We start from the raw sequence: 14,667 nt of genomic DNA on the forward strand, positions 1-14,667 counted from the left end.
TTTTTGGAGCAAACAAGATGGCCATTTTATCCAGAAGTGAAGCCAAAAAAATTCTCGACAAGGTACTGAAATACAGCAAGGCGGAAGGGGCCAGTGCGCAGCTTTCCGGCGCTGAGACCGGCAATATCCGCTATGCGCGCAACAGTGTGTCCACCAGCGGTATCGTCAACGATATCGAGCTGGCGGTGGAAGCGCGCTTCGGTAAGAAATCCGGCATTGCCACCATCAACGAGTTCAGCGATGCATCGCTGGAAAAAGTCATGCGCCGCGCCGAAGAGCTGGCCAAGCTTTCTCCGGATAACCCCGAAGCCATGCCACTTCTGGGCGAACAGAAATACATGGCCGTTGACGGCTTCGCCAAGTCCACCGCCAATATCACGCCGGACCAGCGCGCCAAGGCCGCAGCCGATTCCATCAAGGCGGCGATGAAAAAGGACGTGGTTGCCGCAGGCTACCTGGAAGACGCCCGCGCCTTTGCCGCCGTAGCCAACACCAAAGGCTTGTTCGGCTACCACGCCTCCACCTCGGCCAATTTCACCGTCACCATGCGCACCGAAAACGGCCTCGGCTCCGGCTGGGCGCAGAGCGATGTGACGGACTTCGGCAATATGAATACCGCCTCCAGCTCGGAAGTGGCCATCGACAAGGCCGTTCTTTCCCAGGAAGCGCGCGCACTGGAGCCAGGCAAGTACACCGTAATTCTGGAGCCCAGCGCGGTATCCGGCCTCGTGGCTTACATGATGGGCAACTTCGATGCGCGCAGCGCCGACGAAGGCCGCAGCTTTATGAGCAAGAAAGGTGGCGGCAACCGCATTGGCGAGAAGATGTTCGACAAGCGCGTGCACCTGTATTCCGACCCCGCTGACCAGAACGTGCCGGTGCAGCCCTGGTCCGATGAAGACTATATGGCGATGCAGCGGGTAGACTGGATCAAAGATGGCGTGGTGCAAAACCTGCCGTGCAGCCGCTACTGGGCGGAGAAATCCAAGGGCACCGCGATGCCCGGCCCGAACAACCTGATCATGGTGGGTGGCGACAAGTCCACCGACGAACTGATCAAGAAAACCCGCCGTGGCGTGCTGGTCACCCGCACCTGGTATATCCGCATGGTCGACCCACAGTCCCTGTTGCTGACCGGGTTAACCCGCGACGGCACCTTCTATATCGAGAACGGCAAAATCAAATACCCGATCAAGAATTTCCGGTTCAACGAAAGCCCCGTCATCATGCTCAACAACATCGAAGACATGGGCCGCCCGGAGCGCGTCAGCATGTGGGGTGGCCCGGCCATGATTCCCGCGCTGAAAGTGCGCGATTTCACCTTCAGCAGTCTGTCCGACGCCGTTTAATCACTACTGCAGAAAAATAATAGGAGCGAACAATGGATCGAAGAAAATTTCTGCAGTTGGGCGGCGCCGGTCTCGGTGTGTCCATGCTGCCACTGTCTGGCAATGTGATTGCCGAAAGCCAGCTGACCCAGAGCGGACTGGATATCGCGGTTAAAAAAGAACTCGCCGATGCCGCCCTGAATACTGCCACCAAACTGGGCGCCTCTTACGCGGATGTGCGTATCGGCCGTTACCTCAACCAGTACGTCATCACCCGTGAGATGAATGTGCAGAACGTGGTGAATACCGAGTCCATCGGCACCGGTGTGCGCGTGATCGCCAACGGTACCTGGGGCTTCGCCGCCACCAACGATTTGACCAGCGACGGCATTGCCCGCGCCACCGCGCAGGCAGTTGCTACCGCCAAGGCCAATGCCCGATACCAGCAGGAGCCGGTGCAACTGGCCCCGGTAAAAGGTCACGGCGAAGTCAGCTGGAAAACCCCGATCCAGAAAAATGCCATGACTATTCCACTGGCAGAAAAGGTCGACCTGCTGATGGAAGTCAACAAGTCGGCACTGGATGCCGGGGCCAGCTTTATCAACTCCATGCTGTTCCTGGTGAACGAGCAGAAGTACTTTGCCTCTACCGACGGTTCCTACATCGATCAGGATGTACACCGCCTGTGGTCGCCGTTCAGTGTCACTGCGGTTGACAAGAAAGATGGCGGGTTCCGCACCCGCGACGGCCTGGGTATGCCGGTGGGCCGCGGCTTCGAGTATCTCGACGGTCGCGCCGAGCACAAGGTACAGTCGCAGACGGTGCTCTACGGTGACTCCTACGACATGGTCGAGGACGCGAAACTGGCCGCACAGCAGGCCCAGGAAAAGCTCACCGCCAAGTCCGTCAAGCCGGGCAAATACGATCTGGTACTGGACCCGTCGCACCTGTGGCTCACCATCCACGAATCCGTGGGGCACCCGCTAGAGCTCGACCGCGTGCTGGGTTACGAGGCCAACTTTGCCGGCACTTCCTTCGCCACCCTCGACAAATGGGAGAGCGGTAAATTCCAGTACGGCAGCGACAAGGTAAACCTGTTTGCCGACAAGGTGCAGCCGGGCTCGCTGGGCGCGGTCGGCTACGACGACGAAGGTGTGAAAACCGGTAGCTGGGACCTGGTGAAAGACGGGGTACTGACCAACTACCAGGCCATTCGCGATCAGGTGCATATGCTGGGGCAGAAAGAATCCCAGGGTTGCTGCTACGCGGACAGCTGGTCCAGCGTGCAGTTCCAGCGCATGGCCAACGTCTCCCTGTTGCCCGGGGAAGAGAAGTTGAGCGTGGACGACATGATCAAGGATGTGGAAAAAGGCATCTATATCGTGGGCGACGGTTCCTTCTCCATCGACCAGCAGCGCTATAACTTCCAGTTCGGCGGTCAGCTGTTCTATGAAATCGAGGACGGCAAGATTACCGGGATGCTGGAAGATGTCGCCTACCAGTCGAACACCCAGGAGTTCTGGAATTCCTGCTCGCAAATCTGCGACAAGAGTGACTACCGCCTGGGCGGTTCCTTCTTCGATGGCAAGGGCCAGCCGAGCCAGGTGAGCGCGGTCTCCCACGGCAGTTCCACCACGCGCTTTGACGGTGTCAACGTGATCAACACCAAGCGTAAACTCGGTTAACCCCGGGTGCCGCAGTCGCCCTGCCGATACCGGCGGGGCGACTGCCAAGACCCGCCAAGCCCACACGAAGTTTCAGAGCGGTATCCGTGTCACTTACCCGCAAACAATTCCTGCAACAGCTGTTGCTGGCCGGTGGCAGTTTTGCACTGCCCGCCGCTGTGCGCGCGCAGGGTGACGCTGCGCCGCAATACGATTTCTATTTCACCCGCCTGATGTACGAATCCGGTGACTGGGATGTGGATCAGCGCATGCCTTCCAATGTGCTCAACTCCCTGATTGAGTACACCACGCTCAAGGTCGACCCCAACGAACGCATCGTACCCCTGGCAGACCCGGAAATGCTGCTGGCCCCCTTCTGTTATCTGGCGGGACACAAGCTGGTGGAGTTCACTCCGGCGGAAGCGCGCAATTTTCGCGACTACGTCAATCGCGGCGGATTCATTTTTGTGGACGACTGCAACCACGATATCGACGGGCTGTTTGCCAAATCCTTTGAGGCACAGATGGTCAAGCTGTTTGGCGAGGACTGCCTGCAGAAGTTGCCCGACGACCACGAACTGTATCGCTGCTTTTTCCACTTCGACGAACTGCCGGTGACCAGCTTTGAACTGAACGGCTGGGGCGATGACCTGGTGCACGATTACCTCAAGGCCATCGTGGTCAACGGTCGCATCGCAGTACTGTACAGCAACAAGGATTTTGGTTGCGAGTGGGATTATGACTACCGCAACAAACGCTGGCTGGCCATCGACAACACCCGCTTCGCGGTCAACATTGTTATTTATGCACTCACAAGCTGAAACACCATGCATACCACCTCTCCAGACAAGATTGCGCACATGATCGAACAACAACACGCGGCACTGGATACCCTGCGCGGCGAAATCGGCAAGGTCATCGTCGGCCAGCAGGCGGTGGTGGAACAGATGCTGGTGTGCCTGTTGGCCCGCGGCCATGCATTGCTCGAAGGCGTGCCCGGCCTGGGTAAAACCCTGCTGGTGAAAACTCTGGCGGACGCGTCCAGCCTCACATTCAAGCGCGTGCAGTTCACGCCGGACCTAATGCCCGGCGATATTCTCGGCAGCGAGATCCTGGAGGAAGACCACACCACCGGTAAACGCTTTTTCAAATTCCAGCCCGGCCCGATCTTTACCAATATTCTGCTGGCGGACGAAATCAACCGCACACCACCCAAGACCCAGGCCGCACTGCTGGAGTCCATGCAGGAGTACGCCGTCACCGTTGCCGGTGACACCATGGCCCTGCCGCGGCCGTATTTCGTGCTGGCCACCCAGAATCCCATCGAGCAGGCGGGCACCTATCCCCTGCCCGAGGCACAGCTGGATCGCTTCCTGCTGAATATCCATATCGACTACCCGGCGGAATCCGAAGAGGTCGCCATCCTGCGCGCCACCACCGGTGCCGCCGGCGAGCAACCGCAGTCCTGCCTCGATGCCGAGCAGCTGCTGGCCATGCAGGACCTGGTGCGGGAAGTGTCCGTCAGTGACGGGCTCTATCACTACGTGGCACAGCTGGTGCGCGCTACCCGCCCCGATCACGGGGAGGGCAAACTGGCCCAGTGGATCAAGTGGGGCGCCGGCCCCCGCGCCGGGCAGGCGTTGATTCTTGCCGCCAAGGCGCGCGCCTTCCTGCAGCGACGACTGGCAGTGACCCGCGCCGATATTCAGGCGCTGCTGCTGCCCGTATTGCGCCACCGGGTGTTGCTGAGCTTCCACGCCCAGGCCGATGGCATCGGCGTAGAGCAGGTGCTGCAGGAATTGCTGCGCACCGTGCCGGAACCCGGCAGCGACTGACGGGGCCCGGCTTGTGCAATTGATTGATCCGCTCACGCTGGCCAGTACCCGCGACCTCGCCTGGCTGTCCCGGCACATTGCCGAGGGCATGCTGCTGGGTATGCAGCACAGCCAGCGTCGCGGCGCCGGCATCGAGTTCCAGCAGTACCGCAGCTACGAACCCGGCGACGCCATCCGGCATATCGACTGGAAGCTGTTTGCCCGTTCCGACCGCTACTTTGTGCGCGAGGCCGAGCAGGAAAGCCAGATGCACGTGTGCATTGTGCTCGACACCAGTGCGTCCATGGCACAGCCGAGTTTTACCCACCCGACGCTGAGCAAACTGCAGTACGCCAAGTGCTGGCTGGCCACCCTGTGCTGGCTGCTGCACAACCAGGGGGATCGCTTTTCCCTGCTGGCACTGAACGACCGGGGTAACCGCCATGTCCCCGAAGGGCAGGGCGAGGGCCATCACCGGCGCGTGGCGCTGGCGCTGGACGCGCTGCAGGCGGCAGGCCAGTGGCCGGACCGCGAACAGCTGGCACCGGTGTGGGTGCACTTCGAACAGCCCTGTCAGGTGGTGCTGGTGAGCGATTTCTTCGAGCGCCACGAGTCGGGAGAGCTGCGTCAGTTTGCCGCGCGCCTGTCCGCCGCCGGTCGCCCCTGCCTGCCGCTGCAGATTCTGGTGGAGGCGGAGCAGACCTTTCCCTTTGACGGCGAGCTGAAAATCCGCGATCCGGAAGCACCGGGCATCACCGAGCTCGGCGCCCGCCAACAGCGCGCGGCATATCTGTCTGCGTTTACCGCCGCGCAAAAAACACTGGCCGCGGATTTTGCCGCGCGGGCATGCCCGCTCACCACCACGACCGTGGAAACCCCCATCGAACATTCCCTGCGTGCCTTTATTCGCGCCCACCAGAGGGTTGGCTGAGATGCCCTGGCCCCCGGCTTTACTGATGGAGTCGCCCGCCTGGCTGTGGCTCGCCAGCGCGCTCGCGATCCCGCTGCTGGTCCACCTGCTGCGCCGCAGCCAGCCCCGGGAAATTACCTTTGCCGCGGTGCGCTGGCTGCAACAAAAACCGGCGCGGCGCTGGAATAAATGGATTCTACGCGACCGGTGGTTGCTGTTGCTGCGACTGCTGCTGATCCTGTTGCTGGCCCTGCTGCTGGTACAACCGCTTTTGTTGCGCAAGGCACCGCCCTCCGACAACACCCTGCTGGTGGACCCGGCAGTGCCGCCGCAGGCCCTCGCGCAGTTTCTGGCGCAGCACCCCCAGCTCATCGACCGCTTCTGGCTGCACCCCAATCCCGAGCCGCTGCACCAAGCCCCGTCGCCATCGGTGGCACTGTGGCCGGCACTGTCGCAGCTCGCCCACAACCCTCGCTTCCGCCACGCGCATATTCTGCTGAACCAGGCGGAGAATCCCGACGGGCATCGCGCGCTGCGTGTCAGCCCGCACTGGCAGTGGCACGCGGTGGAAACCAGCGGTGCCAAAGCCGACCCGACACTGCCAAAAATCGTGCAGCTGGGTGCGGAGCCCGCGTGGCTCGCACCGGCCATGGGGCAACTGCAGGAAGGCCCGCTGCCGGGACTGACCCTGCAACAGCGCCCTGCCTCGGCGCTGACGGCGTTAGAGGATGCAGACTGGGTGATTTACGCCGTACCCGGTGCGCTACCGGAGCCCCTGCGCGTGTTTGTGCGCGACGGCGGCATGCTGGTGACCGATGCGCGAGTTACCGCGGAAGACACGCTCGGTTTTTCGGAAGTGGATGGGGGCAGTGACTTTATTGAGAGTGGCCTTGCGGATAGTGGTTATTCGGACAGCGGCCTTGAGGCCGTTGCTATCGGCCGCGGCAGCTGGCTGCGCTACCGGGGCGACTGGCAGAGTGAAAGCTTTTTTCACAACAATGCGCTGCCGCAACAGCTGTGGGCCCACTGGTCTGCACAGGACTGGCCGTGGCTGCACCGCTCGCGTGGCCACTGGACTGTCACCCAGCCGCCCGGCGTACCGGTAGAAGATGCCGCGGTGAGCCGCGAATTTTCGCAACCGCTGCACTACCCCCTGCTGCTGGCGTTTGCACTGCTACTGCTGCTGGAGCGCGCCGTCGCACTCTCGCGCCCCACCCTGTTGCACAAGGGAGGTGCCCGTGACTGACACAAGCGCGCACCGCACCCCGACCGCACTGAAGCGGGCGATGCTCCGCTGGTACCTCGCCGGCAGCTGGCCCTACGGGTTGCTGGCCTGCGCGAGCGCACTACTGGTTGCGCTGGCACAGCACTACTGGTCGCTGCCGTCCTGGGCCCTGCCCACCAGCCTCGCCGCGGTGACCTTGGCATGGGTTGGAGATCGCCACTGGCGGCCATCGCGCACGGAACTCTGCCGCAAACTGGATGCCCGCTATCCGGCACTGGAAGACAGCAGTCATTTGCTGCTGGCACCTACCACACATCTGGGCGCGGTGGCGCAACTGCAGCAACAGCGCGTAGAAACTACCCTGCACCAACTGGCGGCCGACGGTGCGCTCCGCGGTTTCGGCCCGCAGCCGCTGCGCAGCCCACTAGTGAGCGCCGCCGGCGCAGTGCTCGGGCTGCTGGTTTTCTTCGCGATGGAACACCGGTATCACCGCGCCGCCCATACCGATCACCGTGGCGATGCCGCACACGCCGTTACCTCGTCGCAAACTGAGACCGCGCTTATTCACAGCGCGGTCACCCAGATCCAGCCCCCGGCCTACACCGGGCTGGCGCCACGGCAGGACTCGCTGGAATTGACCGCCGCAGAAAACTCACGCATTACCTGGCAGATCTCCCTCAATACACCCGCTGTGGGGCTGGCTATGCTCGCCGCGGAACAGACGCTGGCCTTTATACCCCGCGACGACCTGCCGAGCCGCCACTGGCAATTGACCCGCACCATGGCGCAATCGGATTTCTATCAGCTGGCGGTCACTCCCGCCGGCACCGCCAGAACGCGCGCTGAACCCACGGTGCTGCCCGAGCTGTACAACATCGATATCACCGCAGACCGCGCCCCGGCGTTCACCTTTGATGCACCCCGGGACAATGTCACCCTCATCAATGTCGCGCAGGCCAGCGGCTCCCCGCTGCTGAACGTGCGTGTGTCGGTGACGGATGATTTTCAGGTCGGGGAAACCCACCTGCTGCTCACCCTGGCCAGCGGCAGCGGTGAAAACGTGCGGTTTCGCAACGAGCGCATAGCCTTGGAGCCGCACAGTGGCAGCGGCACACGCAAGCACTACCGGTTTGCCATTCCCGTGGACCGCTACCAGATTGAACCCGGCGACGAGCTCTACTGGCACCTGGAAGCCCGCGACAACCGCGCACCCAGCGCGAACGTCGCCAAAAGCCAGCACTTCATCCTGCGCTGGCCCCAGGAGGAAATTTTTGGCGTGAGCGATGCCGAGGGTATGGCGATCAAGATACTGCCGGAGTATTTCCGCAGTCAGCGCCAGCTGATTATCGATACCGAGGCGCTGCTAGCCGAACAGGACACAATCCCGCCACAGGAATTTCGCGCGCGCTCCGGGTCCCTGGCCTACGAACAGAACCTGCTGCGCATGCGCTACGGCCGCTTTCTCGGCGAAGAGGACTCGGCCATGGAACACAGCGATGACACCCATAAAACGCCGGAACAAGCACACGGTGCTGATGACCACGACGAGCCGCATCACGATCACCAACAGCACGAGAAAAACGACGCGCACGCGCATCACGACGAGCACGCCGAGGGCGGTGCAAGCACCCGCGCCTTCGGCGATGCCACCGGTGTGATCGCCGCCGCCGGGCACGCCCACGATACCTCGGAACACGCCACGCTGTTCGACCCGGAAACCAAAGAGCTGCTGCGCAGTGCGCTCAATGCCATGTGGAGCGCGTGGCGGAGTCTCTCGATTACCGAGCCCCGCGCTTCCCTTCCCCACCAGCACGAAGCACTGCGCTACATCAAACAGGTGCAGCAGGCCTCGCGCATTTACCTGCAGCGGGTGGGCTTTGAAGCGCCGCCGCTGGATGAGACCCGGCGTCTATCTGGTGAGCACGAGCCGGTAACGCCGCCGCAGGTGCAGCGCGATCGCCAGCAGCCCGAACGGGACCACATACTGGCGGTGCTGGCGCAGGTACAAGCAGGCCGGCAACTGGAGGAAGACACCGCAGAAGGGCTGCGGCAACTGCCCTCACTGCGCGACGACAGCACCCTGCAGATCACCCTGGCCAAGCACCTGCGTCGCTATCGCCAGCAGCCAGACTGCAGCGACTGCCGTCAACAACTGTCGGCATTCCTCTATGCCTTACTGCCGCCACCCACGGCCGCGCCCGCGCTGCCGCAGAACCCCGCCCCATCGGGTAGCTACATGGACTGGTTGCGGCAATCCGCGGAGGGTACAGCGCTATGAGTCTGTTTACCGCGCTGTGTCTCATCGGGCTGGCCGTCTCCCTGTGGCTGACGCTGCGACAACGCAACGCCCCGCTGTTGCGACGATCCGGCGCTGCGCTATTGCAGTCCGTCATCTGGCTGCTGGTGTGGTCGCTGCTGCAGCCACCGTCTGTGCTGCCGCCCACCGAACCCTTCGCCACAGCCGACGCGCCCAAGATGGCCACTGATGGCCTGAGCCGCGACGCCCTGCGCGACCTGCCGCCGGTGCGCCTGCAACCCCTCGCCGCCAGCCCCAGCCCCGCATGGCAGATGGCGTGGTCGCGCACAATGACGCTGGGTGAACCACTGATACTGAGCGTTGCCCTGCAAGACGGCGAACAGCCCCCGGTCACACTCACCCTGCAAGATCCTTTCGGGCACGACATCCACAGCGCGCCACTAAGCGCGGACCGCCCGCGGGCGACGCTGCGGGCGCAGCCCAAAATGGCAGGCAACTGGCTGTACCGGTTGCGTATTGAGAGCAACTCAGAAGACCCGGCTTCCGCAGGCGAAGTAGGTATTCACTCCGAGTCCGGGCGCAGCGAGCTGCTGCCGGTCACCGTGCGCGAGGCACAAAACCCCCGGGTGCTGCTGTGGCTGTCGCGCCCGGGATTTGAAACCGCGGCGCTGGCGCGCTGGTTGCGCCAGTCGGGCACCCCGGCGCAGGTGGTCACCCAGCTGGCACCGGGCATGCAACGGCGCGAAACCTTCAATGGCCAGCCATTGCACGACGCAGAACTACTCGGCGCGGACAGTCCCTTTGACCTGCTGGTGCTCGACAGCCGCCTGTGGTCGCAACTGGATGCAGCGCAGCAACGCCGGCTCACCCGTCTGCCCGCGTCCAAGTCGCTGCTGTGGCTGGTCGACAGCGATAGCCCGGCGGGGTTTGTGGATTACGCCCGCGCGCAAAATATGCCGCTGCGGGCAACCAAGCCCGCCACCGCCAGCTACATGACAGCCGTCATTTCCACCCCCTCTGTCGCCAACGCCGAGCCGACACCACCGCCGCTGCAGCTTGCCGCTTTGCAGCCTGTGGAAATACTCGATCGCGACGCGCAGATCACCGAGGACGGACACACACTCTACTGGGCACGGGTAGAACCCCGGCAGTCCCTGGGCTTCGTGTTTTTCCGCAACAGCTATCAGTGGCAAACCGCGGGATTCGCCCGCGAACTGGCCCAGCTGTGGAAACAGCTTGTCGACCGGCAACTGACCTACCAGGGCGGTGACGCCCCCATCCATGTGCGTACCGAAATCCCCCGCGCGCTGCAGCGGCTCACCCTATGCAGCAGCGGCTTCGGCGACATACCCCTGCCACTGCACAGCCCGCAAAGCGCCAGCGACGCAGACTGGGGGCGCGGCGTGCCCGCCGGTGCCGACGCCCACGGCCGCTGCTACAGTTACTGGCCGCCAGCGCCGGGCTGGTATCAACTGGGCGACACGGACTTCTCCGTGTACGTGTCTGCCACAGATACCTGGCGCGAATGGCAGGCCGGCATGACACGGCAGGAATCCGCACAGATGGCGCGCGCACGCCTTGGGCCGGAAACCGAGAGCCAGTCAGTCCGACAGCCGATTCCTCTCCCCTGGCTGGCACTGGCACTGCTTGCGCTGCTGACGCTGACCTGGTGGCGGGAGCGCAGCAGCCTCCGCTAGCGGTGTTGGCATCGGCACAACAGCAACCGGTGCCCCTGGCTTGCGCACACTGACTGGCTGGCGGTAGCCTGTGTGTCTCACCCGTCACGGAATCCGCATCAGGAACACCCTGCCATGAAAGATGTTTGTGTCGCCGCGGTACAGATGGTCAGCAGTGACTCTGTTGCCGATAACCTGGCCCGCGCCCACGCCCTGCTGAAAGAAGCGGCCGCGGCGGGAGCACAGCTGGCGTTGCTGCCGGAATACTTTGCGCACCTGTCAGATCAGGGCAGCTATGCCGTAGCGGAAACCTTTCCCCAGAATGGAAATGCCAGCCCGGAATTGCACCCGATCCAGCACGCGCTGCAGTCCTGGTCCGCCGAACTCAATCTGTGGATTCTTGCCGGCGCCGTGCCCCTGCTGGAAAGACCCGACGGCGCTTATGCCGAGGGCAAGCGCAGCCGCTCGGCCTGCCTGCTCTACGACGACCGCGGCGTGCTGCGCGCGCGCTACGACAAGATGCATCTGTTTGATGTGGAGGTGGAAGACGCCGCGGGCAGCTACCGGGAATCCGCCAGTATCGAGCCCGGCGACGAAATACGCGTAGCCTCGTCACCCTGGGCGGAAATCGGCCTCAGTATCTGCTTCGATCTGCGTTTTCCCGAGTTGTATCGGAAGCTGGCCTCGGCGGGTGCCGAAGTCTTTGTGGTGCCGGCGGCCTTTACTCACACCACCGGCAAGGCCCATTGGGAAACCCTGCTGCGAGCGCGCGCGATCGAGAACGGCAGTTTTGTAATTGCCGCTGGTCAGGGCGGCCAGCATTCGGAAAAACGACGAACCTGGGGCCACTCCATGATCATCGATCCCTGGGGCACCATTCTCGCGCAGGCGGAGGAGGGAGAGGCAGTGATCACCGCCCAGTTGAGTGCCGCCACACTCGCCAAGGTAAGACAGCGTATGCCGCTTCTGTCCATGCGCAGAATCCCGTAAAAAAGACAGCCAAAAAAAAGGCCACCCGAAGGTGGCCTCTGTGGCAACAGCACGCACTCAGGCTTGCTCTACCGTCTGCTCAATACGGCCGAAAATGGAACGGCCCTGATCATCCAGCATTTCAATGGCAATGCGATCACCAAACTGCATAAACGCCGTGGTCGGTTTTCCATCCTGAATGGTTTCGATCATACGGATCTCGGCGATGCAGCTGTAACCAACACCACCCTCTTTTACCGGCTTGCCGGGGCCGCCGTCGAGTTTGTTGGATACCGTCCCCGAACCAATGATGGTGCCCGCACCCAGCGGGCGGGTTTTTGCGGCGTGGGCAATCAACTGACCGAAGTGGAAGGTCATATCGACACCCGCGTTCGGTTCGCCAAACTTTTCGCCGTTCAACTCGGAGACCAGCGGCAGGTGCAGCTTGCCGTCCTTCCAGTTGCCACCCAGCTGCGCGGGCGTGACGCACACCGGGGAAAACGCACTGGAGGGTTTGGACTGGTAGAAACCGAAGCCTTTGGACAACTCGTTCGGAATCAGCCCGCGCAGGGACACATCGTTCACCAGCATTACCAGCTTGATGTGCTTGAGCGCATCCTCGGGAGACACACCCATGGGCACATCGTCGGTAATGACCGCGATTTCCGCTTCAAAATCGATACCGAAGCCTTCGCTCTGCGGCATCTTGACCGGCTCGCGCGGTGCCAAGAAGGTATCGGAACCGCCCTGGTACATCAGCGGGTCGGTCCAAAAGCTTTCCGGCATCTCCGCGTTGCGCGCCTTGCGCACCAGTTCCACGTGATTGACATACGCGGAGCCGTCGGCCCAGTGGTAGGCCCGTGGCAGCGGCGAGTGACACTGGGCCTGGTCAAAGGCTTCGCCTTCGATTTCACCGCGGTTGAGTTTTTCCTGTAGCGCTTCGAGCTGCACGGATTTTTCCGCCCAGTCGTCCAGTGCGCTTTGCAGGGTAGGAGCAATTTCCACCGCGGACGCCATGCGGGTCAGGTCATCACTGACCACCACAAGCTGACCGTCGCGGCCGGACTTCAGGCTGGCTAACTTCACTGTGCCTTCCTCTAAAAAATAGTATTTTGGGTTTACGGATCGAGTGCTTTGAACTCTTCGTCACCGTGCATCCACGCCGCATGACGCGGTGCCTTTTTGGTGCGCGACCACTCTTCCAGCATATCCTCGGCCACGCGCTTCAGCTCTTTGTGCATACCGGGCTTGGCGGTATTGGCAGCCAGCTCGATGCGGTGGCCATTCGGATCAAAGAAGTAAATGGATTTGAAGATCGTATGATCGGTGGGGCCGAGCACATCGATACCCGCATCTTCGAGCTTCTGCTTCATCGCCAGCAGCTCGTCCATGCTCTCCACTTCCAGCGCAATATGTTGTACCCACTGCGGGGTGTTTTCATCACGGCCCATGTCGGGCGAGTTGGGCAGTTCAAAGAATGCCAGTACATTGCCCTGCCCCGCATCGAGAAAGATGTGCATGTACGGGTCTGGCGCCCCGGTTGAGGGCACCTTGTCTTCGGCGATGGCGAGCTGGAAATCCATGCCCAGAAGATCGCGGTAAAACTCCACGGTCTCCTTGGCATCGCGGCAGCGATACGCCACATGATGGATACGTTGTATTGCCATGGTTGGCCTCCCGGCTGGTTTAAAAAGGCGCGGCCGATCAGGCCGCGTCTTCCTCGCCTTTTTTGCCAATCACACCGCGCTGCAACTGATCGCGTTCGATGGATTCAAACAGGGCCTTGAAGTTGCCCTCGCCAAAACCTTCGTCTTCCTTGCGCTGGATAAACTCAAAGAATACCGGGCCCAGCATGTTGGCTGAGAAAATCTGCAGCAGCAGGCGCGGCTGGCCACCCTCGGTGGTGCCGTCGAGCAGAATACCGCGCTTCTTGAATTCTTCGGTGGGTTCGCCGTGACCCGGCAAGCGCTCTTCCAGCATATCGTAGTAAGTATCCGGCGGCGGCGTCATGAACTGCATGCCGCGCTCTTTGAGACGGTCCCAACAGGCCACCAGGTCGTCACAGGCAAAGGCAATGTGCTGGATGCCTTCGCCGTTGTATTTCATCAGGTACTCTTCGATCTGACCGCCACCGCCGGCCGCTTCTTCATTCAGCGGGATGCGGATTTTGCCGTCCGGTGCAGTCATCGCCTTGGACAGCAGACCGGTGTACTCGCCCTTGATATCGAAGTAACGAATCTCGCGGAAATTGAACAGATCTTCGTAATACTTGGCCCAGTAGTCCATGCGACCGCGATACACGTTGTGGGTCAGGTGATCCAGGGTGTGAAAGCCACAGCCCTGTGGATGCTGGTCGACCCCTTCCAGCCAGTGGAAGTCGATGTCGTAGATGCTTTCGCCTTCTTTGTAGCGGTCGATCAGGTACAGGGTAGCGCCGCCAATGCCCTTGATCGCCGGCAGACGCAGTTCCATCGGACCAGTCTTCACTTCAACCGGCTGCGCGCCCTTCTCGATCGCCGCGTTGTAGGCGAAGGTCGCGTCTTTTACGCGAAACGCCAGGCCACAGGCCGAGGCGCCGTGCTCGCGAGCGTAGTAGTCCGCGTGACTGCCTTTCTCATAGTTGGTGATAAAGTTGATGTCACCCTGGCGCCACAGCTCAACGTCTTTGGTGCGGTGGCGCGCTACCTTGGTGAAGCCCATGGCGTCAAAAACGGTCTCCAGAATGCCTTTCTCCGGGGCGGTGAATTCCACGAATTCAAAGCCGTCCAGGCCCATCGGGTTCTCAAATAAATCAGCCATGTGATCCTCCTTTTATAGGATTCGT

General features: G+C 61.9%; 12 protein-coding genes. 9 read left to right on the forward strand and 3 right to left on the reverse strand.

Annotation, left to right across the window (positions count from 1 at the left end):
- Window positions 1-17 precede the first annotated feature (17 nt).
- From AU182_RS01160 to AU182_RS01200, 9 genes are all read left to right on the forward strand, one after another.
- A complete protein-coding gene (locus AU182_RS01160; RefSeq protein WP_066959551.1) occupies window positions 18-1,349 on the forward strand; it encodes a TldD/PmbA family protein in 1,332 nt (443 codons plus the stop codon).
- Window positions 1,350-1,381: 32 nt separating this feature from the next.
- Window positions 1,382-3,013 carry a TldD/PmbA family protein gene (locus tag AU182_RS01165; RefSeq protein WP_066959553.1) on the forward strand — a complete coding sequence of 544 codons (1,632 nt, stop codon included), beginning with the start codon at window positions 1,382-1,384 and terminating at the stop codon, window positions 3,011-3,013.
- An 86-nt stretch (window positions 3,014-3,099) separates the two neighbouring features.
- The gene (locus AU182_RS01170; protein ID WP_066959555.1) at window positions 3,100-3,813 is read left to right on the forward strand and encodes a DUF4159 domain-containing protein; all 714 of its coding nucleotides are present in this window, start codon (window positions 3,100-3,102) and stop codon (window positions 3,811-3,813) included.
- A 6-nt stretch (window positions 3,814-3,819) separates the two neighbouring features.
- Window positions 3,820-4,827 (forward strand): MoxR family ATPase, encoded by a 1,008-nt coding sequence (locus tag AU182_RS01175; RefSeq protein ID WP_082859132.1) that lies wholly within the window; start codon window positions 3,820-3,822, stop codon window positions 4,825-4,827.
- 13 nt (window positions 4,828-4,840) lie between these two features.
- On the forward strand, window positions 4,841-5,737 hold the full coding sequence (locus AU182_RS01180; protein ID WP_066959557.1) for a DUF58 domain-containing protein: 897 nt from the start codon (window positions 4,841-4,843) through the stop codon (window positions 5,735-5,737).
- A 1-nt stretch (window position 5,738) separates the two neighbouring features.
- Window positions 5,739-6,962 carry a BatA domain-containing protein gene (locus AU182_RS01185; RefSeq protein ID WP_066959559.1) on the forward strand — a complete coding sequence of 408 codons (1,224 nt, stop codon included), beginning with the start codon at window positions 5,739-5,741 and terminating at the stop codon, window positions 6,960-6,962.
- A complete protein-coding gene (locus AU182_RS01190; protein ID WP_066959561.1) occupies window positions 6,955-9,219 on the forward strand; it encodes a hypothetical protein in 2,265 nt (754 codons plus the stop codon). The genes AU182_RS01185 and AU182_RS01190 overlap by 8 nt, the downstream gene beginning before the upstream one ends.
- On the forward strand, window positions 9,216-10,895 hold the full coding sequence (locus AU182_RS01195; RefSeq protein ID WP_066959563.1) for a hypothetical protein: 1,680 nt from the start codon (window positions 9,216-9,218) through the stop codon (window positions 10,893-10,895). Before AU182_RS01190 ends, AU182_RS01195 begins: the two co-directional genes overlap by 4 nt.
- A gap of 114 nt (window positions 10,896-11,009) precedes the next feature.
- Window positions 11,010-11,864 (forward strand): carbon-nitrogen hydrolase family protein, encoded by an 855-nt coding sequence (locus AU182_RS01200; protein ID WP_066959565.1) that lies wholly within the window; start codon window positions 11,010-11,012, stop codon window positions 11,862-11,864.
- Between the two features lie 57 nt (window positions 11,865-11,921).
- On the opposite strand, the gene AU182_RS01205 is transcribed toward AU182_RS01200, so the two are convergent.
- Genes AU182_RS01205 through hppD form a run of 3 tightly spaced genes read right to left on the reverse strand, consistent with a single transcriptional unit; the run spans window position 11,922 to window position 14,642 of the window.
- Entirely contained in the window at window positions 11,922-12,929 is a 1,008-nt protein-coding gene (locus AU182_RS01205; protein ID WP_066959567.1) for a fumarylacetoacetate hydrolase family protein, read from the reverse strand.
- Window positions 12,930-12,961: 32 nt separating this feature from the next.
- Window positions 12,962-13,510, reverse strand: coding sequence for a VOC family protein (locus AU182_RS01210; protein WP_066959569.1), 549 nt, complete (start codon window positions 13,508-13,510; stop codon window positions 12,962-12,964).
- A gap of 37 nt (window positions 13,511-13,547) precedes the next feature.
- Window positions 13,548-14,642: a 4-hydroxyphenylpyruvate dioxygenase gene (gene hppD, locus AU182_RS01215; RefSeq protein ID WP_066959571.1), complete on the reverse strand. Its 1,095-nt coding sequence runs from the start codon at window positions 14,640-14,642 to the stop codon at window positions 13,548-13,550.
- Window positions 14,643-14,667 lie beyond the last annotated feature (25 nt).

The sequence above is a fragment of the Microbulbifer sp. Q7 genome (assembly GCF_001639145.1).
Lineage (GTDB): Bacteria > Pseudomonadota > Gammaproteobacteria > Pseudomonadales > Cellvibrionaceae > Microbulbifer.

What these genes read in the sequence shown, in the direction of transcription:
- AU182_RS01160 (WP_066959551.1), top strand. Translation starts at nt 18, where the DNA reads ATGGCCATTTTATCCAGAAGTGAAGCCAAAAAAATTCTCGACAAGGTA.
- AU182_RS01165 (WP_066959553.1), top strand. Translation starts at nt 1,382, where the DNA reads ATGGATCGAAGAAAATTTCTGCAGTTGGGCGGCGCCGGTCTCGGTGTG.
- AU182_RS01175 (WP_082859132.1), top strand. Translation starts at nt 3,820, where the DNA reads ATGCATACCACCTCTCCAGACAAGATTGCGCACATGATCGAACAACAA.
- AU182_RS01185 (WP_066959559.1), top strand. Translation starts at nt 5,739, where the DNA reads ATGCCCTGGCCCCCGGCTTTACTGATGGAGTCGCCCGCCTGGCTGTGG.
- AU182_RS01195 (WP_066959563.1), top strand. Translation starts at nt 9,216, where the DNA reads ATGAGTCTGTTTACCGCGCTGTGTCTCATCGGGCTGGCCGTCTCCCTG.
- AU182_RS01200 (WP_066959565.1), top strand. Translation starts at nt 11,010, where the DNA reads ATGAAAGATGTTTGTGTCGCCGCGGTACAGATGGTCAGCAGTGACTCT.
- AU182_RS01210 (WP_066959569.1), bottom strand. Translation starts at nt 13,510, where the DNA reads ATGGCAATACAACGTATCCATCATGTGGCGTATCGCTGCCGCGATGCC.
- hppD (WP_066959571.1), bottom strand. Translation starts at nt 14,642, where the DNA reads ATGGCTGATTTATTTGAGAACCCGATGGGCCTGGACGGCTTTGAATTC.